Origin of the sequence: Microbacterium gawkjiense (assembly GCF_031932225.1) — a bacterium.
GTDB classification, from domain to species: domain Bacteria; phylum Actinomycetota; class Actinomycetes; order Actinomycetales; family Microbacteriaceae; genus Microbacterium; species Microbacterium gawkjiense.
The window spans coordinates 1031045-1056166 of sequence record NZ_JAUZVV010000002.1 but is presented as its reverse complement, the minus strand read 5'-3'; the positions used below and the strand labels follow the sequence as shown (position 1 = coordinate 1056166).

General features: G+C 70.9%; 24 protein-coding genes. 21 read left to right on the top strand and 3 right to left on the bottom strand.

Going from position 1 to position 25122, the window contains the following annotated elements:
- Positions 1–3 precede the first annotated feature (3 nt).
- From lysA to prfA, 6 genes are all read left to right on the top strand, one after another.
- Entirely contained in the window at positions 4–1431 is a 1428-nt protein-coding gene (lysA, locus tag Q9S71_RS13320; protein ID WP_311862826.1) for a diaminopimelate decarboxylase, read from the top strand.
- Complete coding sequence (locus tag Q9S71_RS13315) at positions 1428–2765, top strand: homoserine dehydrogenase (RefSeq protein ID WP_064001471.1); 1338 nt, start codon at positions 1428–1430, stop codon at positions 2763–2765. The genes lysA and Q9S71_RS13315 overlap by 4 nt, the downstream gene beginning before the upstream one ends.
- A gap of 1 nt (position 2766) precedes the next feature.
- On the top strand, positions 2767–3849 hold the full coding sequence (gene thrC / locus Q9S71_RS13310) for a threonine synthase (protein WP_311862825.1): 1083 nt from the start codon (positions 2767–2769) through the stop codon (positions 3847–3849).
- Entirely contained in the window at positions 3846–4778 is a 933-nt protein-coding gene (gene thrB / locus Q9S71_RS13305; protein ID WP_064001473.1) for a homoserine kinase, read from the top strand. Before thrC ends, thrB begins: the two co-directional genes overlap by 4 nt.
- A 163-nt stretch (positions 4779–4941) precedes the next feature.
- Positions 4942–6945 carry a transcription termination factor Rho gene (gene rho / locus Q9S71_RS13300; protein ID WP_311862824.1) on the top strand — a complete coding sequence of 668 codons (2004 nt, stop codon included), beginning with the start codon at positions 4942–4944 and terminating at the stop codon, positions 6943–6945.
- Positions 6946–6955: 10 nt separating this feature from the next.
- Entirely contained in the window at positions 6956–8035 is a 1080-nt protein-coding gene (prfA, locus tag Q9S71_RS13295) for a peptide chain release factor 1 (protein WP_311862823.1), read from the top strand.
- 4 nt (positions 8036–8039) lie between these two features.
- Here the strand turns inward: prfA and epsC are convergent, their stop codons facing one another.
- A complete protein-coding gene (epsC, locus tag Q9S71_RS13290) occupies positions 8040–8645 on the bottom strand; it encodes a serine O-acetyltransferase EpsC (protein WP_082886059.1) in 606 nt (201 codons plus the stop codon).
- A gap of 26 nt (positions 8646–8671) precedes the next feature.
- A complete protein-coding gene (gene cysK, locus Q9S71_RS13285; RefSeq protein ID WP_064001476.1) occupies positions 8672–9607 on the bottom strand; it encodes a cysteine synthase A in 936 nt (311 codons plus the stop codon).
- A 129-nt stretch (positions 9608–9736) separates the two neighbouring features.
- Between cysK and prmC the strand changes: the two genes are divergently transcribed.
- The 13 genes from prmC to Q9S71_RS13220 all read left to right on the top strand — a co-directional run bounded on the left by prmC (position 9737) and on the right by Q9S71_RS13220 (position 20800).
- Complete coding sequence (gene prmC / locus Q9S71_RS13280) at positions 9737–10627, top strand: peptide chain release factor N(5)-glutamine methyltransferase (protein WP_311862820.1); 891 nt, start codon at positions 9737–9739, stop codon at positions 10625–10627.
- 58 nt (positions 10628–10685) lie between these two features.
- The gene (locus Q9S71_RS13275) at positions 10686–11381 is read left to right on the top strand and encodes an L-threonylcarbamoyladenylate synthase (protein WP_311862818.1); all 696 of its coding nucleotides are present in this window, start codon (positions 10686–10688) and stop codon (positions 11379–11381) included.
- A complete protein-coding gene (locus Q9S71_RS13270) occupies positions 11378–12538 on the top strand; it encodes an MraY family glycosyltransferase (RefSeq protein ID WP_311862816.1) in 1161 nt (386 codons plus the stop codon). Before Q9S71_RS13275 ends, Q9S71_RS13270 begins: the two co-directional genes overlap by 4 nt.
- A complete protein-coding gene (locus Q9S71_RS13265) occupies positions 12535–13029 on the top strand; it encodes a Cg1360 family ATP-synthase-associated protein (RefSeq protein WP_311862815.1) in 495 nt (164 codons plus the stop codon). The genes Q9S71_RS13270 and Q9S71_RS13265 overlap by 4 nt, the downstream gene beginning before the upstream one ends.
- A 129-nt stretch (positions 13030–13158) precedes the next feature.
- A complete protein-coding gene (gene atpB / locus Q9S71_RS13260) occupies positions 13159–13950 on the top strand; it encodes a F0F1 ATP synthase subunit A (RefSeq protein ID WP_231872742.1) in 792 nt (263 codons plus the stop codon).
- A 46-nt stretch (positions 13951–13996) separates the two neighbouring features.
- The gene (gene atpE, locus Q9S71_RS13255) at positions 13997–14230 is read left to right on the top strand and encodes an ATP synthase F0 subunit C (protein WP_064001481.1); all 234 of its coding nucleotides are present in this window, start codon (positions 13997–13999) and stop codon (positions 14228–14230) included.
- A 28-nt stretch (positions 14231–14258) separates the two neighbouring features.
- The gene (locus Q9S71_RS13250) at positions 14259–14813 is read left to right on the top strand and encodes a F0F1 ATP synthase subunit B (protein WP_064001482.1); all 555 of its coding nucleotides are present in this window, start codon (positions 14259–14261) and stop codon (positions 14811–14813) included.
- A complete protein-coding gene (locus Q9S71_RS13245) occupies positions 14813–15601 on the top strand; it encodes a F0F1 ATP synthase subunit delta (protein ID WP_311862813.1) in 789 nt (262 codons plus the stop codon). The genes Q9S71_RS13250 and Q9S71_RS13245 overlap by 1 nt, the downstream gene beginning before the upstream one ends.
- A gap of 74 nt (positions 15602–15675) precedes the next feature.
- Positions 15676–17316, top strand: coding sequence for a F0F1 ATP synthase subunit alpha (gene atpA / locus Q9S71_RS13240; RefSeq protein WP_253035920.1), 1641 nt, complete (start codon positions 15676–15678; stop codon positions 17314–17316).
- 23 nt (positions 17317–17339) lie between these two features.
- Positions 17340–18236, top strand: a complete 897-nt coding sequence (locus Q9S71_RS13235; protein ID WP_311862812.1) for a F0F1 ATP synthase subunit gamma — start codon at positions 17340–17342, stop codon at positions 18234–18236.
- A 22-nt stretch (positions 18237–18258) separates the two neighbouring features.
- Positions 18259–19707 (top strand): F0F1 ATP synthase subunit beta, encoded by a 1449-nt coding sequence (gene atpD / locus Q9S71_RS13230; protein WP_311862810.1) that lies wholly within the window; start codon positions 18259–18261, stop codon positions 19705–19707.
- A 1-nt stretch (position 19708) separates the two neighbouring features.
- Positions 19709–19969 (top strand): F0F1 ATP synthase subunit epsilon, encoded by a 261-nt coding sequence (locus tag Q9S71_RS13225; protein WP_064001487.1) that lies wholly within the window; start codon positions 19709–19711, stop codon positions 19967–19969.
- 66 nt (positions 19970–20035) lie between these two features.
- Positions 20036–20800 carry a YaaA family protein gene (locus Q9S71_RS13220; protein ID WP_311862808.1) on the top strand — a complete coding sequence of 255 codons (765 nt, stop codon included), beginning with the start codon at positions 20036–20038 and terminating at the stop codon, positions 20798–20800.
- Here Q9S71_RS13220 and Q9S71_RS13215 read toward each other — a convergent pair.
- Positions 20790–21326 (bottom strand): DUF4870 domain-containing protein, encoded by a 537-nt coding sequence (locus tag Q9S71_RS13215; protein WP_311862806.1) that lies wholly within the window; start codon positions 21324–21326, stop codon positions 20790–20792. The genes Q9S71_RS13220 and Q9S71_RS13215 overlap by 11 nt on opposite strands.
- A 178-nt stretch (positions 21327–21504) precedes the next feature.
- On the opposite strand from Q9S71_RS13215, the gene Q9S71_RS13210 reads away from it, so the two are divergent.
- Together Q9S71_RS13210 and Q9S71_RS13205 are read left to right on the top strand one after the other, a co-directional pair.
- Positions 21505–22323 (top strand): PP2C family protein-serine/threonine phosphatase, encoded by an 819-nt coding sequence (locus tag Q9S71_RS13210; protein WP_064001490.1) that lies wholly within the window; start codon positions 21505–21507, stop codon positions 22321–22323.
- A gap of 66 nt (positions 22324–22389) precedes the next feature.
- Positions 22390–25113 (top strand): FtsK/SpoIIIE domain-containing protein, encoded by a 2724-nt coding sequence (locus Q9S71_RS13205; RefSeq protein WP_311862804.1) that lies wholly within the window; start codon positions 22390–22392, stop codon positions 25111–25113.
- Positions 25114–25122 lie beyond the last annotated feature (9 nt).

Below are 25122 nucleotides of genomic sequence, written 5' to 3'. Positions count from 1 at the left end.
TGCGTGTCCACCGCCTCCGACCGTCCCGCCGTGCCCGAGTGGCTCTCGAAGCCGGATGATGCGAATGCGCTCGTCGAGGCCGTCTGGCCCGCCGGCGCGACGCGCGACGACACCGGCGCGCTCGTCTTCGGTGGCGTGCCGGCGACCGAGCTGGCCGAGCGGTTCGGCACGCCGCTCTACGTCGTCGACGAGGACCTCGTCCGCGCCCGCGCCCGCGAGGTGCTGACGGCGTTCCGGGATGCCGCGGCCCGCCACGGCGGCTCGGCGCGGGTCTACTACGCGGGCAAGGCGTTCCTCACGACCGACGTCGTGCGCTGGGTGACCGCGGAGGGCCTCGGCGTCGATGTCGCGAGCGGCGGCGAGCTGGCGGTCGCCCTGGCCGCGGGTGCGGACCCGAGCCGTCTCGGACTCCATGGCAACAACAAGCTCCTGCCCGAGATCGCCCGCGCGGTGCGCGCGGGCGTCGGCTCGATCGTCATCGACTCGCTCGTCGAGATCGAGCGGATCGCGGCCGAGGCCGCCTCCCAGGGCGTCGTGCAGACCGTCCTCGTCCGCGTCAACAGCGGCGTCCACGCCGAGACGCACGACTTCCTGGCGACCGCCCACGAGGATCAGAAGTTCGGCTTCGCCCTGACGGATGCCGAGGCGGCGGTCGCCCGCATCCGCGAGCTGCCTTCGCTGCGCTTCGCGGGGCTGCACTGTCACATCGGCTCGCAGATCTTCGGCACGGCCGGGTTCGCCGAGTCCGCCGCCCGGGTCGTCGAGGTCCACGCGCGGCTGCGCGAGGGCGGCGAGGTCCCGATGCTGAACCTCGGCGGCGGCTTCGGCATCGCCTACACGTCGAAGGACGACCCCACCCCCATCGCGGAGCTCGCCGAGGGGATCGTCGCGGCGGTCGCCCGCGAGTGCGCGAGCCGCGGCATCCCTCTTCCCGAACTCGCGTTCGAGCCGGGACGGGCGATCGTCGGCCGCGCCGGCGTGACCCTGTATTCGGTCGGCACGGTGAAGCCCGTGCGCGTCTCGGACGACCTCGAGCGGTTGTACGTGAGCGTCGACGGGGGTATGAGCGACAACGCGCGGACGGCGCTGTACGGCGCCGACTACAGCGCCCGCATCGCGAGCCGTCGCAGCGACGCGGACGCCTCGCTCGCGCGCGTCGTCGGTCGGCACTGCGAGGCGGGTGACATCGTCGTCGGCGCGGAGTACCTCCCCGGCGACGTGGCCCCGGGCGACCTGCTGGCCGTCGCGGCGACCGGCGCGTACTGCTTCTCGCTCGCGAGCAACTACAACTACCTGACGCGCCCTCCCGTGGTCGCCGTCGGCGGCGGTGCCGCCCGGCTGATCGTCCGCGGCGAGGACGAGAACGACCTGCTGGCGCGCGACCTCGGCGTCGCACCGGCCGCATCCCGCACCACCGAGGAGTCCGCATGATCGAACCCCGCCGCCTGCGCGTCGCGCTGCTGGGAGCCGGCGCCGTCGGATCCCAGGTCGCCCGCCTGCTGCTGACCCACGCCGACGAGCTCGCCGACCGGGCCGGTGCACCGCTCGACCTCGTCGGGATCGCCGTCCGCGACGTGGACGCCCCGCGCGAGGCCGACCTGCCGCGCGATCTGTTCACGACCGACGCCGACACCCTCATCGCCGGCGCCGACATCGTGATCGAGGTCACCGGCGGTCTCGAGCCGGCGCGCACCCGGATCCTCCACGCCCTGTCCTCCGGCGCCGACGTCGTCACCGCCAACAAGGCGCTGCTGGCCACCCACGGCAGTGAGATCTTCGACGCCGCCGACCAGGTCGGTGCGACCGTCGCCTACGAGGCCGCCGTCGCCGGCGCCATCCCGATCATCCGTCCGCTGCGCGACTCGCTCGCCGGCGACCGCGTCCGCCGCATCATGGGCATCGTCAACGGGACGACGAACTACATCCTCGACCGCATGGACCGCGAGGGCCTCGGCTTCGACGAGGTGCTCGCCGAGGCGCAGCGGCTCGGGTACGCCGAGGCCGATCCGACGGCGGATGTCGAGGGCTACGACGCGGCGCAGAAGGCCGCCATCCTCGCGAGCCTCGCCTTCCACACGACCGTCCCGCTCGAGGCCGTGCACCGCGAGGGCATCACGGCGGTGGATGCCGGTGTCATCGAGGCAGCCCGCAAGGCGGGCTACGTCGTGAAGCTGCTCGCCGTCTGCGAGCGTCTCGTCGACCAGCCCGACGCTGCGCCCACGGGCGAGGCCATCTCGGTGCGCGTCTACCCGGCGCTCGTCCCGCGCGAGCACCCGCTGGCGTCCGTCCACGGCGCCAACAACGCCGTGTTCGTCGAGGCCGAGGCCGCCGGCGACCTCATGTTCTACGGCGCCGGCGCCGGGGGAGTGCAGACCGCGTCGGCCGTGCTCGGCGACGTCGTCTCGGCCGCGCGTCGTCACGTCGCCGGGGGGCCGGGTGTCGGCGAGTCGACGCGGGCCGGACTCCCGATCGTGCCGATCGGCCGCATCCGCACCAGCTGCCAGATCACGCTCGAGGTCGACGACCGACCGGGCGTCCTGGCCACCGTCGCGGGAATCCTCAGCGACGGGGACGTGTCCATCGCGACCGTCGAACAGACCACCTCGGGCGACGCCGTCGTCCGGGACGGCGGGGATGCCGTCGCGCACCTCGTCATCGGAACCCACACGGCCCGGGAGCAGGACCTGGCCGACACCGTCGAGCGGCTGGCTGCCACCAGCGCCGTGCGCCGGGTGATCTCGGTCCTGCGCGTAGAAGGAGACTGACATGGCACACGTCTGGCGCGGAGTCCTCCGCGAGTACGCCGATCGACTGGGCGTCACCGACGCCTCGACCGTCGTGACGCTCGGCGAGGGCGGCACCCCCCTCATCCCCGCCGCGTCGCTGTCGCGCATCACCGGAGCCGACGTCTACATCAAGTTCGAGGGCATGAACCCGACCGGCTCGTTCAAGGACCGCGGCATGACGGTCGCGCTTTCGCGTGCCGTCGAGCACGGCGCCGAGGCCGTCATCTGCGCCTCGACGGGCAACACCTCGGCATCCGCAGCCGCCTACGCGGCGCACGCCGGCATCACGGCGGCCGTCCTCGTGCCCGAGGGCAAGATCGCGATGGGCAAGCTCAGCCAGGCCGTCGCCCATGGCGGCAAGCTCATCCAGATCCGCGGCAACTTCGACGACTGCCTCGAGATCGCGCGCGAGCTCGCCGTCGGGTACAAGGTGCACCTCGTCAATTCGGTCAACCCGGACCGCATCGAGGGGCAGAAGACCGCCGCCTACGAGGTCGTCAGCCAGCTCGGCGACGCCCCCGACTTCCACTTCATCCCGGTCGGCAACGCCGGCAACTACACCGCCTACTCCCGCGGGTACCGCGAGGAGGCCGAGCGCGGCGTCGCGACGCGCGTGCCCCGCATGTTCGGCTTCCAGGCCGAGGGTTCGGCGCCGCTCGTGCGCGGCGAGGTCGTGAAGAACCCCGAGACGATCGCCTCGGCCATCCGCATCGGCAACCCCGCGTCGTGGGACCTCGCTCTCGAGGCCCGTGCGGCGACCGACGGGTGGTTCGGCGCGATCGACGACGAGCGCATCCTCGCGGCGCAGAAGCTGCTCGCCGGGACCGTCGGCGTCTTCGTCGAGCCGGCCTCCGCGATCAGCGTCGCGGGTCTGCTCGACCGTGCCGAGGCCGGCGTCGTCCCGAACGGCGCCAAGGTCGTGCTGACCGTCACCGGCCACGGCCTGAAGGACCCGCAGTGGGCGCTGCGCAACGCCGACGGCTCGCAGGTCGAGCCGCTCGTCGTGGATGCCGCGACCAGCGAGGTCGCGTCCGCGCTCGACCTCACCCGCGTGGCGGGATGACGCTCGCCGGGCGCAGCGTCGCCGTCCGCGTGCCGGCCACGAGCGCCAACCTGGGCCCGGGCTTCGACACGCTGGGCCTCGCCCTGAGCGTCCACGACGAGCTCGTCGTGACCGCGCTCGACGCGCCGGGGCTCGAGATCGAGGTCACCGGCGAGGGTTCCGCCGACGTGCCGACGGACGCCTCGCACCTCGTCGTGAAATCGATGGCGTACGCGTTCGAGGCCGTCGGCAGGCCGATGCCCGGCATCCGACTGCGCGCGCACAACGTGATCCCGCACGGCCGGGGCATGGGGTCGTCGGGGGCCGCCGTGGTCGCGGGCCTCCTCGCGGCGCAGGGACTGCTCGAGGGGGACGTCACCCTCGGGCCCGAGACCCTGCTGCGCCTCGCCACCGAACTCGAAGGGCACCCCGACAACGTGGCCCCGGCGCTGTTCGGCGGTCTGACGATCGCGTGGATGGACCAGGACGGTCCGCAGCACAAGAAGCTCGCGGTCCACCGCGGTGTCTCGCCCCTCGTGTTCGTCCCCGAGTTCACGATGTCGACGTCGGTCGCACGGGGACTCGCGCCGCTCCACGTCACCCGCGAGGACGCCGTCTTCAACGTCTCGCGGTCTGCGCTGCTGATCGCGGCGCTCACGCAGAGCCCCGAGCTGCTGATGGCGGCGACCGAGGACAAGCTGCACCAGTCGTACCGGGCGCAGGCGATGCCCGCGACCGACGCGCTCGTGCAGTCGCTCCGCGGCGCCGGTTTCGCCGCCGTCGTCTCGGGTGCCGGCCCCAGCGTGCTCGTCCTGGCCGACGGCCCCGGACGCCGCCTCGAGGCGGTCGAGTTCGCGGCGCGGTCCACGGACACGCCATGGAAACCCCTGCTGCTGGCCGTCGATGTCCGGGGTGGTACAGTGAAGGACCATACGGAGGATGCCACGTAATCACGTGAATCTGCCCTCCATCGCAATCTGCGAACCACCGCACACCCCTTCTGACGGGCCTGCGCAACTTCTGTGCCTGCGCGAACACCCCGCTGAGGAACCGGATCCGTCGTGGACGGAACCACCTGCGGTTATGACTTTCCACATCTGAAAGGGAGAACTCGTGGAGTCCATCTCCGAGATCCAGACCGGCGACGACGTCGCCACCGGCGGCACCGTCGCCGACGAGACCACCGCCGACGCCACCGCCGAGTCGGCCGCGCCCGCGACCGAAGAGACGCCCGTCGAGGAGGCTCCCGTCGAGGAGGCCCCCGCGGACGAGGCGCCCGCCGCCGAGGCGCCCGTCGAAGAGGCCCCCACCGCCGACCCCGCCCCCGTCGCCGACGACGAGGTCGCCGCTGCGCAGCCGGTCGACGAGACCCCGGCCGAGGAGAAGCCCGCCGAGAAGCCGGCGAAGGCGCCGCGCAAGCGCGCTCCGCGTCGCGCGAAGAGCACCGATGTGCCGGCCGCCGATGCCGCCGTCGCCGCCGACGCCGCGGAAGCCCCCGCCGTCGAGGCCCCCGCTGCCGTGGCCCCGACCGCCGACGCCGCCGAGACTCCGGCCGCCGATGCGGCGTCCGCCGTCGAGGCACCCGCAGCCGACGCCGCCCCCGAGACCACCGAGCAGGCCGCGACCACCGAGGCGCCGACCGCCGATGCCGCGGCACCGACGGCATCCGCCGATGACAGCGAGAACGCCGGCGAGGGCAACAGCCGCAGCCGCAGCCGTTCGCGCAGCCGCAGCCGCAACCGCAACAAGGGCGAGAACGGTCAGAACGGCAACGCGCAGAACGGCAGCGCGCAGAACGGCAACGGCCAGAACGCGCCCGCCGACAAGCCCGCCGTCGAGCAGGCCTCCGACGACGAGCAGGGTCAGGGCCGCGGTCGCCAGCGCAACAAGCGTCGCGGTCAGTCCACGAACGACGAATTCGACACCGAGATCGGCGAGGACGACGTCCTCATCCCGATCGCCGGCATCCTCGACGTCCTCGACAACTACGCGTTCGTCCGCACGACCGGCTACCTCCCCGGCCAGAGCGACGTCTACGTCTCGCTCGGCCAGGTCAAGAAGTACAACCTCCGCAAGGGCGACGCCGTCGTCGGCGCGATCAAGCAGCCGCGCGAGGGCGAGCAGTCGAGCCGTCAGAAGTACAACGCGCTCGTCAAGGTCGACGCCGTCAACGGCCTCTCGGTCGAGGACGCCGCGACGCGTGTCGAGTTCGGCAAGCTCACGCCGCTCTACCCGCAGGAGCGCCTGCGCCTCGAGACTGCCCCCGAGAAGCTGACGCAGCGCATCATCGACCTCGTCGCCCCGATCGGCAAGGGTCAGCGCGGCCTGATCGTCGCGCCGCCGAAGGCCGGCAAGACGATCGTCCTGCAGCAGATCGCGAACGCGATCGCGACGAACAACCCCGAGGTCCACCTCATGGTCGTGCTCGTCGACGAGCGTCCCGAAGAGGTCACCGACATGCAGCGGACGGTCAAGGGCGAGGTCATCGCCTCGACGTTCGACCGCCCCGCCGAGGATCACACGACGGTCGCCGAGCTCGCCATCGAGCGCGCCAAGCGCCTCGTCGAGCTGGGCCGCGACGTCGTCGTCCTGCTCGACTCGATCACCCGCCTCGGTCGCGCCTACAACATCTCGGCGCCGACCTCGGGTCGCGTGCTCACCGGCGGTGTCGACGCATCCGCTCTCTACCCGCCCAAGCGCTTCTTCGGCGCTGCGCGCAACATCGAGAACGGCGGATCGCTCACGATCCTCGCGACAGCCCTCGTCGAGACCGGTTCGAAGATGGACGACGTCATCTTCGAGGAGTTCAAGGGCACCGGCAACAGCGAGCTGCGCCTGTCGCGTCAGCTCGCCGACAAGCGCATCTTCCCCGCCGTCGACGTGAACGCGTCGAGCACGCGTCGCGAGGAGATGCTGCTGTCCGCTGACGAGGTCAAGATCACGTGGAAGCTGCGCCGGGCCCTCGCGGGTCTCGACCCCCAGCAGGCCCTCGAGGTCGTCCTCGGCAAGCTCAAGGAGACGACGTCGAACGTCGAGTTCCTCGTGCAGATGCAGAAGTCGATCCCGACGCCCGCCGCGGGCGGCCACGGCCACGGGCACGAGAACAGCATCCGCTGACCCTCGCGTCGTGTTCGAGTCCGTCCAGACGCTGATCGACGAGCACCGCGCGGTCCAGGAGGAACTCTCCGACCCCGCGGTGCACGCCGATGCGGCGCGCGCCAAGCGCGTCAACCGGCGGTACGCGGAGCTCTCGCGCATCGTCGCGGCGCACGACGCCTGGCGGGCCGCGGAGGAGGACCTCGCGGCTGCGCGGGAACTCGCGAAGGAGGACGCCGCCTTCGCCGACGAGGTCCCCGCGCTCGAGCAGCGTCTCGCGGAGGCGCAGGAGAAGCTCCGTCGCCTGCTCATCCCGCGCGACCCCGACGACGCCCGCGACGTGATCCTCGAGATCAAGGCGGGGGAGGGCGGCGCCGAGTCGGCGCTGTTCGCCGCCGACCTGCTGCGCATGTACCTGCAGTACGCCGCCTCGCAGGGGTGGAAGACCGAACTGCTCGAGCGCAACGAGTCCGATCTGGGCGGCTACAAGGATGTCCAGATCGCCATCAAGGGATCCTCGAGCGATCCTGCCCAGGGCGTCTGGGCCCACCTCAAGTACGAGGGCGGCGTGCACCGTGTGCAGCGCGTGCCCGCGACCGAGTCGCAGGGCCGCATCCACACCTCCACGACCGGAGTGCTGGTCTTCCCCGAGGTTGACGAGCCCGAAGAGGTGCAGATCGACGCGAACGACCTCAAGATCGACGTCTTCCGCTCGTCGGGTCCGGGAGGTCAGTCGGTCAACACGACCGACTCCGCCGTCCGCATCACCCACCTGCCCACGGGCATCGTCGTGTCGATGCAGAACGAGAAGAGCCAGCTGCAGAACCGCGAAGCCGGCATGCGTGTGCTCCGCGCGCGCCTGCTCGCCAAGCAGCAGGAGGAGCGGGATGCCGCGGCCTCCGACGCCCGCCGGTCCCAGATCCGCGGGATGGACCGTTCGGAGCGCATCCGCACGTACAACTTCCCCGAGAACCGCATCGCCGACCACCGCACCGGGTACAAGGCGTACAACCTCGACCAGGTGATGGACGGCGCGCTCGGGCCGCTCATCGAGTCCGCGATCGCGGCCGATGAGGAAGCGCGGCTGGCTGCCGTCGGCTCCGAGGCCTGACCGCTCAGATGTGGTACTCGGGCGCCGTCAGGATCGCCCGGGTGTCCTCGCCGACCGCCCGCCGTCGGGCCCGCGCCGGCACCCCGACGAGCACGGAGTCGGACGGCGCGTCCTTCGTGACCACGGCGTTCGCGCCGATGACCGAGTGCGCGCCGATGACGATCGGTCCGAGGATCTTCGCTCCGGCGCCGACGGCGACGCCGTCTTCGAGGGTCGGATGCCGCTTGCCGCCGTCCCGTGTCCGGCCGCCCAGAGTCACCCCGTGGTAGAGCATGACGTCGTCGCCGACCTCCGCCGTCTCGCCGATCACGACACCCATGCCGTGGTCGATGAAGAAGCGTCGCCCGATGCGGGCGCCGGGGTGGATCTCGATGCCGGTGAGCCAGCGGGTGACCTGCGAGAGCGCCCGCGCGGGGAAGCGCCGGCCCCGCCGCCACAGCGCGTGCGACACCCGGTGGCTCCACACGGCGTGGAGCCCCGGGTACAGCAGCGCGATCTCGAGCCCGCCGCGTGCGGCCGGGTCGCGGAGCTTCGCCGCCGCGATGTCCTCGCGGACGGCGCGGACGACGGCGACGAGGCTGCGGCGCAGGGAGCGGGCGATGCCGGGCACGACGGACCTTTCGGGGGCGGCGGGGATCAGTCGCGGAACTCCTCGAAGAGCGCCGTCGAGAGGTACCGCTCGCCGAAGGAGGGGATGATCACGACGATGTTCTTGCCCTCGGCCTCGGGACGTGCGGCGACCTGGAGCGCCGCCCAGATGGCGGCGCCGGACGAGATGCCCACGAGGATGCCCTCGGTCGTGGCGACCTTCTTGGCGGTCGCGATCGCGTCGTCGAACGTGACGTCCTGGACTTCGTCGATCACGCCCTGGTCGAGGATCGGCGGGATGAAGTTCGGGCCGATGCCCTGGATCTTGTGGGGTCCGGGCTTGCCCTCGGTCAGCAGGGGGGAGTCCTTCGGCTCGACCGCGACCACCTTCGCGGCGGGCACGCGCTCCTTCAGCACCTGGCCGACGCCGGTGATCGTCCCGCCGGTGCCGATGCCGGCGACGAAGTAGTCGACGGCGCCGTCGGTGTCGCGCAGGATCTCCTCGGCGGTGGTCTTGCGGTGGATCTCGACGTTGGCCTGGTTGGCGAACTGCTTCGCGAGCACGGCGCCGGGGGTCTCGGCGGCGATGCGCTCGGCCTCGCCGACGGCGCCCTTCATGCCGAGCGACGGGTCGGTCAGGACGAGCTCGGCGCCGTAGGCGCGCAGCAGCATCCGACGCTCGATCGACATCGAGGACGGCATCGTCAGGATGACCTTGTAGCCGCGGGCCGCGCCCACCATCGCCAGCGCGATGCCGGTGTTGCCGCTCGTGCCCTCGACGATCGTGCCGCCGGGCTGCAGCTCGCCGGACGCCTCCGCGGCGTCGACGATCGCGATGCCCAGGCGGTCCTTGACCGACGAGGCGGGGTTGTAGAACTCGAGCTTGGCGAGGATGGTCCCCGGCAGTCCCTCGGACACGCGGTTCAATCGGACGAGGGGGGTGTTGCCGAATGCGCTCGTGATGTCGGAGTGGATGCCGGTCATGGGATGCCTTCCGTGCGGGTCGGATGAAAGGGTGCGGCTCAGGTGTCCGCGATGCGCCCCCAGCCTACGGTCCCGGCGACCCGGGCGGCCCTGTGTGACGATGCCGTGCGCGGTATCCTGAGGCTTCCCATGTCGACTTCACGGACTTCCGACGCGCCCACGGGCAGCGACCTCGCCCCCCTCGTCCGCCGCGCCGCCGAGCGCCTCGCCGCGTCCGGCGTGACGTCCGCCGATGTCGACGCCGAGCTCCTCGCCGCGCACGTCCTGGGCATCGGTCGGGGGGAGCTCGCCGCTGCCATGATGCGCGGAGATCGGATGCCGGAGGCCGCCGCCACGCGCTTGGCCGAGCTCGTCGAGCGCCGCGCCGCGCGCGAACCGCTGCAGCACCTCACCGGGACGGCGCCGTTCCGCCACCTCGAGCTCCGGGTGGGGCCGGGGGTGTTCGTCCCCCGTCCCGAGACCGAGATGGTCGCGCAGCTCGCGATCGATGCGCTGCGCGCCGCGCCCGGCCCCGAGCCGGTCGCCGTCGACCTCGGTACGGGGAGCGGCGCGCTCGCCCTGTCGCTCGCGACCGAGGTCCCGCACGCGCAGGTGCACGCGGCCGAGAACTCGGTCGACGCCTTCCTCTGGGCGAAGGAGAACTTCGCCCGCCACGCCCCGCATGCGCGTCTCGCGTTCATCGACCTCGCCGACGCGTTCCCCGAGCTCGACGGCACGGTCTCGGTCGTGGTGTCGAACCCGCCGTACGTCCCCGACGACGCGATCCCGCGCGACCCCGAGGTGCGCTTCTGGGACCCGCCGGCGGCGCTGTACGGCGGCCCCGACGGCCTCGACGTCGTGCGCGTGCTGTCGCACGTGGCGCTGCGGCTGCTGCACCCCGGCGGCACGCTGGTCATCGAGCACGGCGAGTGGCAGGGCTCCGGCATCCGCGATCTGCTGACCGCGGACGGGTGGCGCGGCGCGGCCACGCACCGCGACCTCACCACGCGCGACCGCGCGACGACGGCGCTGCGTCCCTGAACCGGGACCGCCCGCATGCAGGCGGTCCCGAGCCCGGTCCTCGTAGAATGCTGCGGATATGTCTCCCGTCCTCGACTGCCGCGACGCCGACCAGCTGCTCCCCGCTCTGCGCCAGGCCCGCCAGGCCATCGGCCGCGGCGAACTCATCGTGATGCCGACCGACACCGTCTACGGCGTGGCCGCCGACGCGTTCAACGCCTCCGCCGTCGCGCGCCTGCTGGCGGCCAAGGGCCGCGGACGGCAGTCGCCCCCGCCCGTCCTCGTCTCGGGACCCGACACGATGCGCGCCCTCGTCGCCGAGGTGCCCGAACCCGTCGAGCGTCTCGTGGAGCGGTTCTGGCCGGGCGGACTCACCATCGTGCTGCCCGCTCAGCCCTCGCTGCAGTGGGATCTCGGCGAGACGCGCGGAACCGTCGCGGTGCGCATGCCGGACGACGCCTTCGCCCTCGAGCTGCTGCAGGAGACCGGTCCGCTGGCGGTGTCGAGCGCGAACCTGACGGGCAAGCCCGCGGCGCTCGAGATCGACTCGGCGATCGAGATGCTCCGCGACAGCATCTCCGTGTACCTCGATGGGGGACTCGTCGACACCGGGGTCGCTTCCACCATCATCGATGCGACCGGTCTCGTCGGCCGCGACCCGCGGCCCGTGACGGTGCTGCGCGACGGTGCCGTCTCCCACGCCGCCCTGCGCGAGGTGCTCGGCGACCTGCTCGAGCCGGATCCGGTCTCGCCCGACGAATCCGACGACGCGTGAGGGACTACCTGCTCGCGTTCGTCATCACCGGCGCCCTCACCTTCGTCTTCTCGTGGGTGGTCTGGCGTGTCGCGATGAAGTTCGGGCTGCACCCGGCGATCCGCGAGCGGGACGTCCACAAGACCCCCACGCCCCGGCTCGGGGGAGTGGCGATGTTCATCGGCATGCTCGGCTTCTTCGTGCTGTCCTCCCAGCTCCCCGCCTTCGCGATCGTGTGGCAGGAGCCGGCGATGGTGTGGTCCCTGCTGGGGGCCGCCGCCCTCATGGTGGTGGTCGGCGTCGCCGACGACCTCTGGGACCTCGACTGGATGATCAAGCTCGGGGCGCAGTTCGTCGCCGCCTGGATCGTCGTCTCGCCGGGCGGCATCCAGATCTTCTACCTGCCCTTCGGCCAGCAGGTCGTCGTGTCCAGCTGGGTCAGCATCAGCCTGTCGATCCTCCTCATCGTCATCGTCATGAACGCCGTCAACTTCATCGACGGGCTCGACGGCCTCGTCGCCGGGGTGTGCCTCATCGCCAACGCGGTGTTCTTCGCCTACTCCGCGATGCTCGTGCGCGACTTCGACAACAGCGAGCAGAGCAACACTGGGGTGTTCATCGCGATCGTGCTGCTCGGGATGTGCGCCGGCTTCCTGCCGTTCAACTGGAATCCGGCCCGCATGTTCATGGGGGATGCCGGTGCGCTCCTGCTCGGGCTCATGATGGCGTCGTCGGCGATCGTCGTCACGGGCAACCTGCCCCCGAACCTCCTGAGCGACAACGACCTCTTCGGCCGTTCGCAGCTGCTCGGTGCCTTCATCCCCGTCATCCTCCCCGTCGTCATCGTGCTGCTGCCGCTCGTCGACTTCGGGCTCGCCGTCGTCCGGCGGATGGCGCAGGGGAAGTCGCCGTTCTCGCCCGACCGCAAGCACCTGCACCACCGGATGCTCGACATGGGCCACACCGACCGCAACGCCGTCTTCGTGTTCTACGCGTGGACCGCCGTCGTCTCGCTGTCGGTCCTCCTGATGTACATCGGCACGACGAAGGGCTGGCCCGGCCGGTACTGGCCCGGCGTCGCGTTCCTCGTCATCGGCTGCATCGCCTGCGTCCTCGTCACACTGCCCCCCGCGCGCCGCACCCGACCGGTCGCGCCCGAACAGAAGGCCCTCTCGTGAGCTCCCTGTCGTCCACGTCCATGCTCCGTACCGCCCTCGTGTGGTCCGCGATCGTCACCGCCGTCCTCCTCGTCGCCGGGGGAGCAGTCGGACTGCTCGTCGCCGGGACGTCCGGGCTGTGGAGCGCGCTCGTCGCCGTGCTCATGGCGGCCGTGTTCCTCGCCTTCACGATCGTGTCGATCCTCATCGCCAACCGGTTCTACGGCGATCCGCTGTTCGTCCCGATCTTCTTCGGCTCGGTCATGGGTGGCTGGATCCTCAAGTTCGTCCTCTTCCTCATCGTCCTGTTCGTCCTCCGCGACCAGCCGTGGCTGACGCCCCTCGTCTTCCTCATCTCGCTCGTCGTCAGCATCGTCGCCTCGCTCGTCGTCGACGTCGTCGTGATGCTGAGGATGCGGACCTCCGCCGTCAGCGACACGACGCTGCCCACGGCGGCGGACATCGAGGCCGGCGAGCGTCGGCCCGGGGACTCGGCCACGTCCCAGGACTGATAGGCTGTTCTCCGAGCCCGCCTGATCCCGACGGGAACGTCTGCGGAGTCAGCTCACCGACCATCGTCGCCCGATCCTTTGATCGACGCCCCGAAGCTGGAGCCAGCGCTGTTTACTCAAGCTGCGACCCTGATCGCTACTGCCGCCGAAGATGCCCCTGGCGAGTTCCATGGACCGTCCATCTCGGAGTTCTTCCCCGATGCGGTCTTCCAGATCGGCGCCCTCGAGATCAACCGGATCCACCTGATCCAGATCCTCTCGACGATCGCCATCGTCCTCATCTTCTGGCTCGGCACCCGCCGCATGACGGTCGTCCCCGGCCGCTTCCAGAGCGTCGTCGAGATGGGGCTGGACTTCGTCCGCGTCAACATCGCGGAGGACCTTCTGGGCAAGAAGGACGGCCGTCGGTTCCTGCCGATCCTCACCACGATCTTCTTCATGGTGCTGTTCATGAACATCACGGGTGTCATCCCGTTCCTGAACATCGCGGGCTCGTCGATCGTGGCCGTTCCGCTGCTGCTGGCCCTCGTCGCGTACGCGACCTTCATCTACGCGGGCATCAAGGCGAGCCCGGGGAACTTCTTCCGGAACTCCCTGATGCCTCCCGGGCTGCCGTGGTTCCTCTACATCCTGATCATCCCCCTCGAGTTCCTCTCGACCTTCATCATCCGACCCGTCACGCTGACGCTCCGTCTCCTGATGAACATGATCGTCGGCCACCTCATGCTGGTCCTGTTCTTCGCGGCGACGCACTTCTTCCTCTTCACCGTGGGCGGCTGGTTCTCCGCCCTGGCCGCGGGCACGCTCGCGTTCGGGTTCGCCTTCACGCTGTTCGAGATCTTCGTCGCCTTCCTCCAGGCCTACGTCTTCGCCATCCTCACCGCGGTCTACATCCAGCTCGCGGTGGCAGAAGAGCACTAAGCGGTCCGGCGCACGCCGAACCATCCAACCGAAAGGAAACACCTCCGTGGACGCAACTACGGTTCTCGCCGCCCTCGAGGGCAACGTCGCGACGATGGGCTACGGCCTCGCCGCCATCGGTCCCGCCATCGGCGTGGGCATCGTCGTGGGCAAGACGATCGAGGGCGTGGCTCGTCAGCCCGAGCTGGCCGGTCGCCTGCAGGTCCTGATGTTCATCGGTATCGCCTTCACCGAGGCGCTCGCCTTCATCGGCATCGCGACCTACTTCATCTTCGTCTGATCCCCGAACAGATTCCTAAGGAGACAGGATGCTGAACGCTCTTGTCACGTACGCCGCGGAAGAGGGCGAGTCTCACAACCCGCTCATTCCCGAGTGGTACGACATCATCTGGTCGGGCGTCTGCTTCGTCGTGATCCTCTTCGTCTTCTGGAAGGTCGCTCTTCCGAAGATGCAGGCTCTGCTCGACCAGCGCGCTGCCGCCATCGAGGGCAACATCGCGAAGGCCGACGAGGCGCAGCGCAAGGCGGAAGCCGCCCTCGAGGAGTACACGGCCCAGCTGGCCGAGGCTCGCAAGGAGGCCGGCGAGATCCGTGAGGCCGCCCGTGAGGACGGCAAGAAGATCGTCACCGAGGCGAAGGACAACGCCACCGCTGAGGCGGCACGTCTGACCGCCGCCGCGCACTCCCAGATCGAGGCTGAGCGTCAGAGCGCGCTCGTCTCCCTCCGCAGCGAGGTGGGCACCCTCGCCCTCGACCTCGCCGGCGGCGTGATCGGTGAGACCCTGTCGGACGACGCCAAGGCCCAGGCCGTGGTCGACCGCTTCCTCGCCGACCTCGAGGCATCCGAGAAGGCGGCCAAGTAATGGGCAGCGCGACCACTCAGGCCCTCGCGGCGACGACGTCGGCCCTGCAGGCCGCGCCGGGCGTCGACCTCGACGTCGCCCGCGAGCTCTTCGCTGCGGCGCGCGTCCTGGCCGGCTCGTCGCAGCTGAGCGGCGCGCTCTCCGATGCGTCGGTTCCCGCGGAAGGCCGCCAGAAGGTCGTCGCGAACGTGTTCGGCACGTTCGCGCCGGCCACGGTGGCCGTCCTCGACGCCGCCGTCAGCGAGCGGTGGTCCTCGGCCGCCGATCTGCTGACCGGCATCGAGGAGGCGGGCATCCGTGCCGCGGCCATCGCGGCGCCGCAGGCCGACATCGAGGGCGAACTGTTCTCGGTGGCCCGCACGATCGCGGCCAACCCCGAGCTGGAACTCGCGCTCGGCAGCCGTCTCGGCGAGGCATCCGCCAAGGGTGCCCTCATCGAGAAGCTGCTCGCCGGCCGCGCCGCCGAGCCGACGGTGATCATCGTCTCCTCGCTCGCGCAGCTCCCGCGCGAGCGGCGGGTGCGTTCGATGCTGAGCTGGGCCCTCCGCGTCGTCGCCGAGCAGCGCGGTCGCGCTGTCGCGACGGTGTTCGCCGCGGCGGAGCTGACCGAGGCGCAGACCGCGCGTCTGCGGCAGACCCTCGCGGCGCGGTACGACACCGAGGTCTCGCTCAATGTCGTCATCGACCCCGACGTCGTGGGCGGCATCCGCATCGAGATCGGCGACGACGTGATCGACGCCACCGTCTCGTCCCGACTGGGCGACCTCCGCCAGCGTCTGGCGGGCTGACTCTTCCCGCTCCACCGAGGAGCGGACCCGGCTGGCCAGGTGCCCGCCACAAGACCTCACTAAGAAGGAAGACCATGGCAGAACTGTCCATCAGCCCCGACGTCATCCGTGACGCGCTGAAAGACTTCGTCGCCGCCTACGAGCCCACCGGGGCTGCGGCGACCGAGGTCGGCACCGTCGTCGACGCCGCGGACGGCATCGCCCACGTCGAGGGCCTGCCCGGCGTCATGGCGAACGAGCTCGTCCGCTTCGAGAACGGTGTCGAAGGCCTCGCGCAGAACCTCGACGAGCACGAGATCGGTGTCGTCGTCCTCGGCGACTTCGCCGGCATCGAGGCCGGTCAGAAGGTCACCCGTACCGGCGAGGTCCTCTCGGTCGGTGTCGGCGAGGGCTACCTCGGTCGCGTCGTCGACCCGCTCGGCAACCCGATCGACGGTCTCGGCGAGATCGCGACCACCGGCCGCCGCGCGCTCGAGCTCCAGGCTCCCGGCGTCATGCAGCGCAAGTCGGTCCACGAGCCGATGCAGACCGGCATCAAGGCGATCGACGCCATGATCCCCGTCGGCCGCGGTCAGCGTCAGCTGATCATCGGCGACCGCCAGACCGGCAAGACGGCGATCGCGATCGACACGATCATCAACCAGAAGTCCAACTGGGAGTCGGGCGACGTCACCAAGCAGGTCCGCTGCATCTACGTCGCGATCGGCCAGAAGGGCTCGACCATCGCTTCGGTGAAGGGCGCGCTCGAGGACGCCGGTGCCATGGAGTACACGACGATCGTCGCGGCCCCGGCATCCGACCCCGCCGGCTTCAAGTACCTCGCTCCCTACACCGGCTCGGCCATCGGCCAGCACTGGATGTACGAGGGCAAGCACGTCCTCATCATCTTCGACGACCTGTCGAAGCAGGCCGAGGCCTACCGTGCCGTGTCGCTGCTGCTGCGCCGCCCGCCGGGCCGCGAGGCGTACCCCGGTGACGTCTTCTACCTGCACTCGCGTCTGCTGGAGCGTTGCGCCAAGCTCTCGGACGAGCTCGGTGCGGGATCGATGACGGGTCTGCCCATCATCGAGACGAAGGCCAACGACGTCTCGGCATACATCCCGACCAACGTGATCTCGATCACCGACGGCCAGATCTTCCTGCAGTCCGACCTCTTCAACGCCAACCAGCGTCCCGCGGTCGACGTGGGTATCTCGGTCTCGCGCGTCGGTGGTGACGCTCAGGTCAAGTCGATCAAGAAGGTCTCGGGAACGCTCAAGCTCGAGCTCGCCCAGTACCGCTCGCTCGAGGCGTTCGCGATGTTCGCCTCCGACCTCGACGCCGCGTCGCGTCGTCAGCTCGCCCGCGGTGCGCGTCTGACCGAGCTGCTGAAGCAGCCGCAGTACTCGCCGTACCCCGTCGAGGAGCAGGTCGTCTCGATCTGGGCCGGCACCAACGGCAAGCTCGACACGATCGAGGTGGAGGACGTCCTCCGCTTCGAGCGCGAGCTGCTGGACCACCTGAAGCGGAACACGTCGATCCTCGACACGCTGCGCGAGACGAACGTCCTCGACGACAGCACCGTCGCGGAGCTCGACAAGGCGGTCGACGCCTTCGTCCTCGAGTTCCAGGGCGGCAAGGGTCAGGCACTCGGCGCGCCGGGTCACGAAGAGGTCGCTGCTGCGGACGCCGACGACGTGAACCAGGAGAAGATCGTCAAGGGCCGCCGCGGCTGACGCCGACGGGAGACTCATAACCAATGGGCGCACAACTCAGGGTCTACAAGCAGAAGATCTCTTCTGCTCAGACGACCAAGAAGATCACGAAGGCGATGGAACTCATCGCGGCTTCGCGCATCCAGAAGGCGATGGCACGCGTGCGCGCGTCCAACCCCTTCGCGCGGGCCGTGACGCGGGCCGTCTCCGCCGTGGCGACGCACTCGAACGTGCAGCACCCGCTGACCACCGAGCGCGAGGACATCCGACGCTCCGCCGTCGTCGTCTTCGGCTCGGACCGCGGTCTCGCCGGCGCGTTCAACTCCCAGGTGATCCGCGAGGCGCTGCAGCTCGGCGAGCTGCTGCGCAGCGAGGGTCGCGAGCCGGTGTACTACCTCATCGGTCGCAAGCCCGTCGGCTTCTTCCAGTTCCGTCGCATCGCGACGGCGGGGGAGTGGATCGGTGACACCGACACGCCGGCGTTCTCGACGGCCGAGGAGATCGCGGCCGCGCTGATCGGCGCGTACGAGAAGGGCGGCGCGGACGGCGGCGTCGACGAGATCAACCTCGTCTACAACCGTTTCGTCAGCATGATGACGCAGACGCCGGAGACCACGCGTCTCCTGCCGCTCGAGGTCGTCGAGGCGGAGGACACGGCATCCAGCCAGGTCTACCCGCTCTACGAGTTCGAACCGGATGCCGAGACGGTGCTCGACGCGCTGCTGCCGGTGTACGTGCAGAGCCGTGTGTTCAACGCGCTGCTCCAGTCGTCCGCCGCGAAGCAGGCCGCCACGCAGAAGGCGATGAAGTCCGCCAGCGACAACGCCGACAAGCTCATCACCGACTACACCCGCCTGCGCAACAACGCGCGTCAGGCGGAGATCACGCAGCAGATCGCCGAGATCGTCGGCGGCGCCGACGCGCTGGCGTCGGGCAAATAGACCACACGAAAGAAGAGAAGCCATGAGCCTCATCGCTGAGAAGACGGAGACCCCCGTCGTCGGTCGCGTCGCGCGCGTCACCGGCCCGGTCGTCGACATCGAGTTCCCGCACGACTCGATCCCCGAGATCTACAACGCCCTCAAGACCACCATCACGATCGACGGCGAGTCGACCGAGATCACCCTCGAGGTCGCCCAGCACCTCGGCGACGACCTCGTCCGCGCCATCTCGCTGAAGCCCACCGACGGCATGGTCCGCGGCCAGGAGGTGCGCGACACCGGCGGCCCCATCACGGTCCCCGTCGGCGACGTCACCAAGGGCAAGGTCTTCAACGTCACGGGCGACGTCCTGAATGCCGCTCCTGGCGAGACCATCGAGGTCACCGAGCGCTGGGGCATCCACCGCCAGGCGCCGAACTTCGACCAGCTCGAGTCCAAGACCGAGATGTTCGAGACCGGCATCAAGAGCATCGACCTGCTCACCCCGTACGTCCAGGGCGGCAAGATCGGCCTCTTCGGTGGTGCCGGCGTCGGCAAGACCGTCCTCATCCAGGAGATGATCCAGCGCGTCGCGCAGGACCACGGTGGTGTGTCGGTGTTCGCCGGTGTCGGTGAGCGTACCCGTGAGGGCAACGACCTCATCGGTGAGATGGAGGAGGCGGGCGTCTTCGACAAGACCGCCCTCGTCTTCGGCCAGATGGACGAGCCGCCGGGGACGCGTCTGCGCGTCGCCCTGTCGGCCCTGACGATGGCGGAGTACTTCCGCGACGTGCAGAAGCAGGACGTGCTCCTGTTCATCGACAACATCTTCCGCTTCACGCAGGCAGGTTCCGAGGTCTCCACGCTGCTGGGCCGCATGCCCTCCGCCGTGGGTTACCAGCCGAACCTCGCCGACGAGATGGGTGTCCTCCAGGAGCGCATCACGTCGACCCGCGGTCACTCGATCACGTCGCTGCAGGCGATCTACGTCCCCGCCGACGACTACACCGACCCGGCTCCGGCGACCACCTTCGCGCACCTCGACGCGACGACCGAGCTCTCGCGTGAGATCGCCTCGAAGGGTCTGTACCCCGCGATCGACCCGCTGACCTCGACCAGCCGCATCCTCGACCCGCGCTACATCGGTGAGGACCACTACCGCGTGGCCACCGCCGTGAAGCAGATCCTGCAGAAGAACAAGGAACTGCAGGAGATCATCGCGATCCTCGGTGTCGACGAGCTCTCCGAAGAGGACAAGATCGTCGTTTCGCGTGCACGCCGCATCCAGCAGTTCCTCTCGCAGAACACCTACATGGCGAAGAAGTTCACCGGTGTCGAGGGCTCCACGGTCCCGATCAAGGAAACCATCGAGTCGTTCGACGCGATCGTCAAGGGTGACTTCGACCACGTGGCCGAGCAGGCCTTCTTCAACGTCGGTGGCATCTCCGACGTCGAGGAGAAGTGGGCGCAGATCCAGAAGGAGAACGGCTGACATGGCGCTGACCGTCACCCTCGTCTCCGCTGAGGCGGAGGTCTGGCACGGCGAGGCGAGCCTCGTCGTGGCCAAGACGGTCGAGGGCGAGATCGGCTTCATGTCCGGTCACGAGCCCGTCCTCGCCATCCTCGCGGAGGGTGAAGTCCGGATCACGCAGTCGAACGGCGAGAAGATCGTCGCGACGGCGGAGGACGGCTTCCTCTCGATGGAGAACGACGAGCTCACCATCGTGGCCGGGAACGCAGCCCTGCAGTCCTGACACCCTTTCCGCGCAGCGCCGTCCGGTTCGCCGGGCGGCGCTGCGCTTTTCCCCGGAGGTGCCGCCGTGCTCATCCTGCTGCCCCCGTCCGAGACCAAGCGCCCCGGCGGCGACGGCCCGCGCTGGCGTGCGGACGCGCTCGCCTACCCGACGCTGTCGACGCAGCGCGAGCAGGTGATCGACGCGCTCGTCGCACTCAGCGACGACGAGGAGGCCGCGGCCCGCGTGCTCAAGCTCTCCGCCCGGCAACGCGGCGAGGTCGCCGTCAACGCCGCGCTGCGCGGCTCCCCGACCATGCCCGCCGTCGACCGCTATACCGGGGTCCTCTTCGACGCCCTCGACGCCGCGACGCTCGACGCTGCGGCGCGCGGGTGGCTGGATGGGCACGTTGCGACCCACTCCGCACCGTTCGGCCTCGTCGGGGCGCTGGATCCGATCCCGGCGTACCGCCTGGGAGCCGGCATCCGCATCCCGGGACTCCCGCCCATGCGGGCAGTGTGGGCGGATGCCGTCGGTGCCGCGATCGCGGCATCCTCACCCTCGTTCGTCCTCGACCTGCGTTCGGAGGCGTACGTCGCCCTGGGGCCCGTGCCCGCCGGGATCCCGCAGGCCTACGTGCGGGTCGTGTCGGAGGGGCCGGACGGCGCCGTGCGGGCCCTGAACCACTTCAACAAGCACGCCAAGGGCGAGCTCGTCCGCCGCCTCGCGACCTCACGGCCGGGCATTGCCGGACCGGACGCGCTCATGCGATGGGCGCAGGACGAAGAGATCGTCCTGCGCCCATCGGCGGCCGGCGAGCTGGAACTCGTCGTGCCGCCCGTTACGAGATGAACCGGAAGGTCACCGGGTAGCGGTAGCTGCCCCCGGCGTTCACCCGAACCGCGCCGAGGATCGAGAAGATGATGTTCGCGACCCACACGGCGAACGGGAGCAACCCCCCGATGAAGCCGAGGAACGGGATGAAGGCCAGGATGCCCGCAACGATGTAGGCGACGATCATGGCGATCGTGAAGGTGATCTGCCAGTTCAGCGCCTCTTTGCCCTCGACGTTCGTGCGGGGACCGCGGTCCTTGAACACGAGCCAGATGATGAGGGCGGGCAGGAAGCCGACGATGCCGCCGAGGTGCGCGAACATCGCCCACTGCTTGTCCTGATCGGGGGTGAGAGCGGCGCCCGGCTGCGGCTGCCCGTAACCCGGCTGCCCGTAGCCCGGCTGGCCGTAGGGCTGCTGGGTGTAGGGCTGCTGGGGCGGCGGCGGAGCGTAACCGCCCGGGTTCTGTCCCGGCGGAGGGGTCGGCGCGCCTGCGGGAGGAGGAGACGCGGGGCCGTCCTGCGGCGGCGTGTTCGGGTCTGTCATCGGTATGCCCTTCTGTCGGCGTCGCCGCGGCGCGCGGCGTTCAGCGCGCGTGCGCTGCCACACACGAAAGGTAGTGCCGGGAACGGGTCGGGGGCAACGCCCCGCGACGCATGATGACGGGGGAGGACGTCCACTAGAGTGTGAGGACGCTGCACCGATCAGGAAGAAGGGTGGGAGCGTGCCCGAAGCCGTCACCTCGTCCCGCGTCGTCCCCTCCGGCGCAGGCCCCATCGAGGTGCGCTGGGCCGAGGTCACCCACCAGGGCCGCCGCCGCGAGAACAACCAGGATGCCGTGCTGTCGGCGTTCCCGCTCTTCGTCGTCGCCGACGGGATGGGCGGCCACATCGGGGGCGAGATCGCCAGCTCGCGCACGGTGGAGCGCCTCTCGGCTGCCGTCGACCGCGGCACGGTCTCGCCGGAGGCGATCGAGGACGCCCTCGAGCACGCGGTGGCCGACATCGCCTCGCACGCCGAGACGACCGACGACGGCACCGGCACGACGGTGACGGGTGTCTACCTCGACCTCACCGGCGCCGAGCCGACCTGGGTGACCCTCAACATCGGCGACTCCCGGGTGTACCTGCTCCGCGACGGCGCGCTCGCGCAGGTGACGACCGACCACTCCGTCGTCCAGGAGCTGATCGCCGCAGGCCGTCTCAGCCCGGAGGAGGCCGAGAATCACCCTTACGGCAACGTCATCACCCGGGCCGTCGGTCCGAGCGACGGGGTGGTGCCCGACTACGTGCGACTCGAGGTCGTTGACGGCGACCGCTTCGTGGTGTGCAGCGACGGACTCACGAAAGAGCTCACCGACTACGGCATCCTGCACTTCCTCCTGCAGAACCAGGACCCGGCTGCCGCGGTCGACGCCATGCTCGAGGCGGCGCTGGAGAACGGCGGCCGCGACAACGTGTCCATCATCGTCGTGAGTGCGCGGCACGTCCCGGCCGACGAGGACACCGCCACGGTCGAGATCTCCTCACCAGTGCGCCCCTGACGCGGATCGTCCACAGGACGTCCGTGCACCGGCCGCCGGACCGGGCCCTCCGCGCACAGTGGAGCGGTGTCCACCTACGCACCCGATGACCCCCTCGCGCTTCCCCGCCGTGCCGAGCCGGCACCGCGCCCGCCCCTCCCGCTCCTGACCGTCGTCGTACCGGTCGTCGGTGCGGGCGTGCTGTGGATGGTGACGGGGTCGGCCTACGCTCTGCTGTTCGCCGCCCTCGGCCCGCTCATCGCGATCGCCTCGGTCGCCGACGCGGCGCGCACCTCGAAACGGACCGCGAAGAAGGATGCCGCGGCGCTCCGCCGTCGGCGGGCGCAGGCGGAGGTCGACGTGGCGAACCGCCATGACGCGGAGCGCGCCCAGCGTTGGGCGACGCATCCCGACGTCCCGCGCTTCCTCGCCCGCCCGGAATCGATCTGGCGCGTCGTCCCCGAGCGCGAGTCCATGCTCGTCGTCGGTTCGGGAGAGGACGCGAGCGCCCTGCGGACGACGGGCGGTGACGGGGAAGACGCGTCGGCGGAGCTCCGCCGACGCGCGGCGCGGGTGGACGACGTGCCCGTCCTCGTGCCGCTCACGACGGGTGTCGCCGTCGTGGGGCCGCCGGCGCTGGCCGCCGCGGTCGCGCGCGCGCTCGCGTTGCAGGTGCTCCTGTGCCTCTCGCCCGGGCGCGTGCGTCTGAGCGACGCCGGTCCGTCGTGGGCGGATGCCGCCCCCCACCGCGCCGCCGCGGTCGGGCCGCTTCTGCAGGTGCTCGAGGACGGCGGGCTCGTCGGCGGCGACGTCGACATCCCGATCGTCGTCGTGCCCGAAGGCGCGCCGCCGCCGCCGCGGTGCGGGGCGGTCCTGCGGCTGACCGGGCCGACCAAGGCGCGGCTCGATCTCGACGGCCGGTCCCGCGACGTGACCGTGGACGTGCTCTCGGCGGCGCAGGCGGCGCACCTGGCCGGCCTCCTCGCCGATCGGGCGGAGCGCGCGCTCGGCCAGACCGCGGGGGACGTCCTCACCCTGCGCGAGACGCTGCGGCAGGCTCCGCCCGCCCGGCGCGGCGCACTGCCGGCGGCGTTCGGCAGCGCGGGCGGAGCGGCGGCGTCCGTCGACCTCGTGGCCGACGGCCCGCACGCGGTGGTCATCGGGATGACCGGGGCGGGCAAGAGCGAGCTGCTCACGTCGTGGGTCGTCTCGCTGTGCGCGGCGCACACGCCGTCGCAGTTGGGACTGCTGCTCGTGGACTTCAAGGGCGGCCGCACCTTCGACCATCTGGCACCTCTGCCGCACGTGACCGGTGTCCTCACCGATCTCGACGAGGCCACGACGCTGCGCGCCATCGAGAGCCTTCGCGCCGAGGTCCGCTTCCGGGAGCGCACCCTCGCGTCCCTCGGGGTGCGCGACGTCGACGAAGCGGGCGAGGAGCTCGGACGGCTCGTCATCGTGGTCGACGAGTATGCGGCGCTCGTGGCGGCGCACCCCCTGCTGCATGACGTGTTCGGTGATCTCGCCGCACGCGGGCGGGCCCTCGGCATCCACCTCGTCCTCGCGGCGCAGCGCGCGAACGGCGTCTTCCGCGAAGCCGTGCTCGCCAACGCCCCGCTCCGCATCGCGCTGCGGGTCGCCGATGGGACCGACTCCCGTGCGGTGCTGGGCGTCGACGACGCCGCGCGGCTCTCGGGACGAGCGGATGCCCGCGGCACGGCGCTCGTGCGGCGGTCCGGCGACACGGCGCCGCAGCCGGTGCGGGTGGCTCTGTGCGATGCCACGGTGATCGCCGAGACGGCGGCGAGGTGGGAGGGCGAGGGCGCGCGACGCCCGTGGTTGCCGGCTCTTCCCGAGCGCATCCCGCTCGCCTCGGTTCGGCAGGCCGGCGTCGTCGTGCTCGGAACCGCCGACGAGCCCGAGCAGCAGCGCCAGCGCGCCGTGGTCTGGGACGAGCCGGCGCTCGCCGTGGTCGGCGGGCCGCGGAGTGGGAGGACGGGGGTGCTCCGCGCGATCGCCGCGCAGACGGAGACGCTCCTGGTGCCGGGGGATCCCGAGGGGGCGTGGGACGCACTGACGACCCTTGAGCACGTGCCCGCCGGCAGCACGGTGCTCGTGGACGACCTCGACGCCATGCTCGCCGCCCTGCGCGGGGAGTACGGCGCCGTCGCTGCCGAGTCGCTCGAGCAGGCGCTGCGCGGCGCGCGCACCCGCGGCATCCGGATCGCCCTCACGACGCAGCGCGTCGGCGGCGGCGTCGGCCGGATCCTCGAGCTCGTGCCGCGGCGTCTCGTCCTCGGGACGGCCACGCGTGCCGACCACGTCGCCGCCGGCGGCGACGCGAGCGATCACCTGCCGGATCTGCCGCCGGGACGCGGCCGGCTCGGGCGGACGCTCGTCCAGGTCGCCGACGCCGGCGCCCAGGACCTCTCCGTCGTCAGCGATCCGCCGCCCGTCTGGCAGCCCGGACGCCGGCCCGCGGCGGTCGTCGCGCCCGCCGGCGCGCGTCTGCGACGGCTCACGGCGGAGTGGGAACGCTGGGGCATCCCGGTGACACCCGTCGACGGGCAGGCGTCCCTGACGCGCGGCGGGGTCGTGATCGGGCCGCCCGACGCCTGGCTCGCCCAGTGGCGGCTGCTCGCCGACGCGCGCGCCGACGCGGACCTTGTCATCGACGCCGCGTGCGCGGCGGAGTACCGCGCTCTCGTCGGGTCCCGCGACCTGCCGCCGTTCGTCGTCCCCGGTGCGGGTCGCGGCTGGTGGCACGTGCCCGATCGCCCGGTGCGGCGCGTCCTGATGGAGCGCGACTGAGCGGCGGGC

Bases quoted from the DNA above. Each gene is read 5' to 3' on its own strand.
- Q9S71_RS13275 (WP_311862818.1), top strand. From the start codon at position 10,686: ATGTCTCCCGTCCTCGACTGCCGCGACGCCGACCAGCTGCTCCCCGCT.
- Q9S71_RS13245 (WP_311862813.1), top strand. From the start codon at position 14,813: ATGGGCAGCGCGACCACTCAGGCCCTCGCGGCGACGACGTCGGCCCTG.
- atpD (WP_311862810.1), top strand. From the start codon at position 18,259: ATGAGCCTCATCGCTGAGAAGACGGAGACCCCCGTCGTCGGTCGCGTC.
- Q9S71_RS13250 (WP_064001482.1), top strand. From the start codon at position 14,259: ATGCTGAACGCTCTTGTCACGTACGCCGCGGAAGAGGGCGAGTCTCAC.
- Q9S71_RS13225 (WP_064001487.1), top strand. From the start codon at position 19,709: ATGGCGCTGACCGTCACCCTCGTCTCCGCTGAGGCGGAGGTCTGGCAC.
- thrC (WP_311862825.1), top strand. From the start codon at position 2,767: ATGGCACACGTCTGGCGCGGAGTCCTCCGCGAGTACGCCGATCGACTG.
- Q9S71_RS13315 (WP_064001471.1), top strand. From the start codon at position 1,428: ATGATCGAACCCCGCCGCCTGCGCGTCGCGCTGCTGGGAGCCGGCGCC.
- Q9S71_RS13215 (WP_311862806.1), bottom strand. From the start codon at position 21,326: ATGACAGACCCGAACACGCCGCCGCAGGACGGCCCCGCGTCTCCTCCT.
- cysK (WP_064001476.1), bottom strand. From the start codon at position 9,607: ATGACCGGCATCCACTCCGACATCACGAGCGCATTCGGCAACACCCCC.
- thrB (WP_064001473.1), top strand. From the start codon at position 3,846: ATGACGCTCGCCGGGCGCAGCGTCGCCGTCCGCGTGCCGGCCACGAGC.
- atpA (WP_253035920.1), top strand. From the start codon at position 15,676: ATGGCAGAACTGTCCATCAGCCCCGACGTCATCCGTGACGCGCTGAAA.
- prmC (WP_311862820.1), top strand. From the start codon at position 9,737: ATGTCGACTTCACGGACTTCCGACGCGCCCACGGGCAGCGACCTCGCC.
- Q9S71_RS13235 (WP_311862812.1), top strand. From the start codon at position 17,340: ATGGGCGCACAACTCAGGGTCTACAAGCAGAAGATCTCTTCTGCTCAG.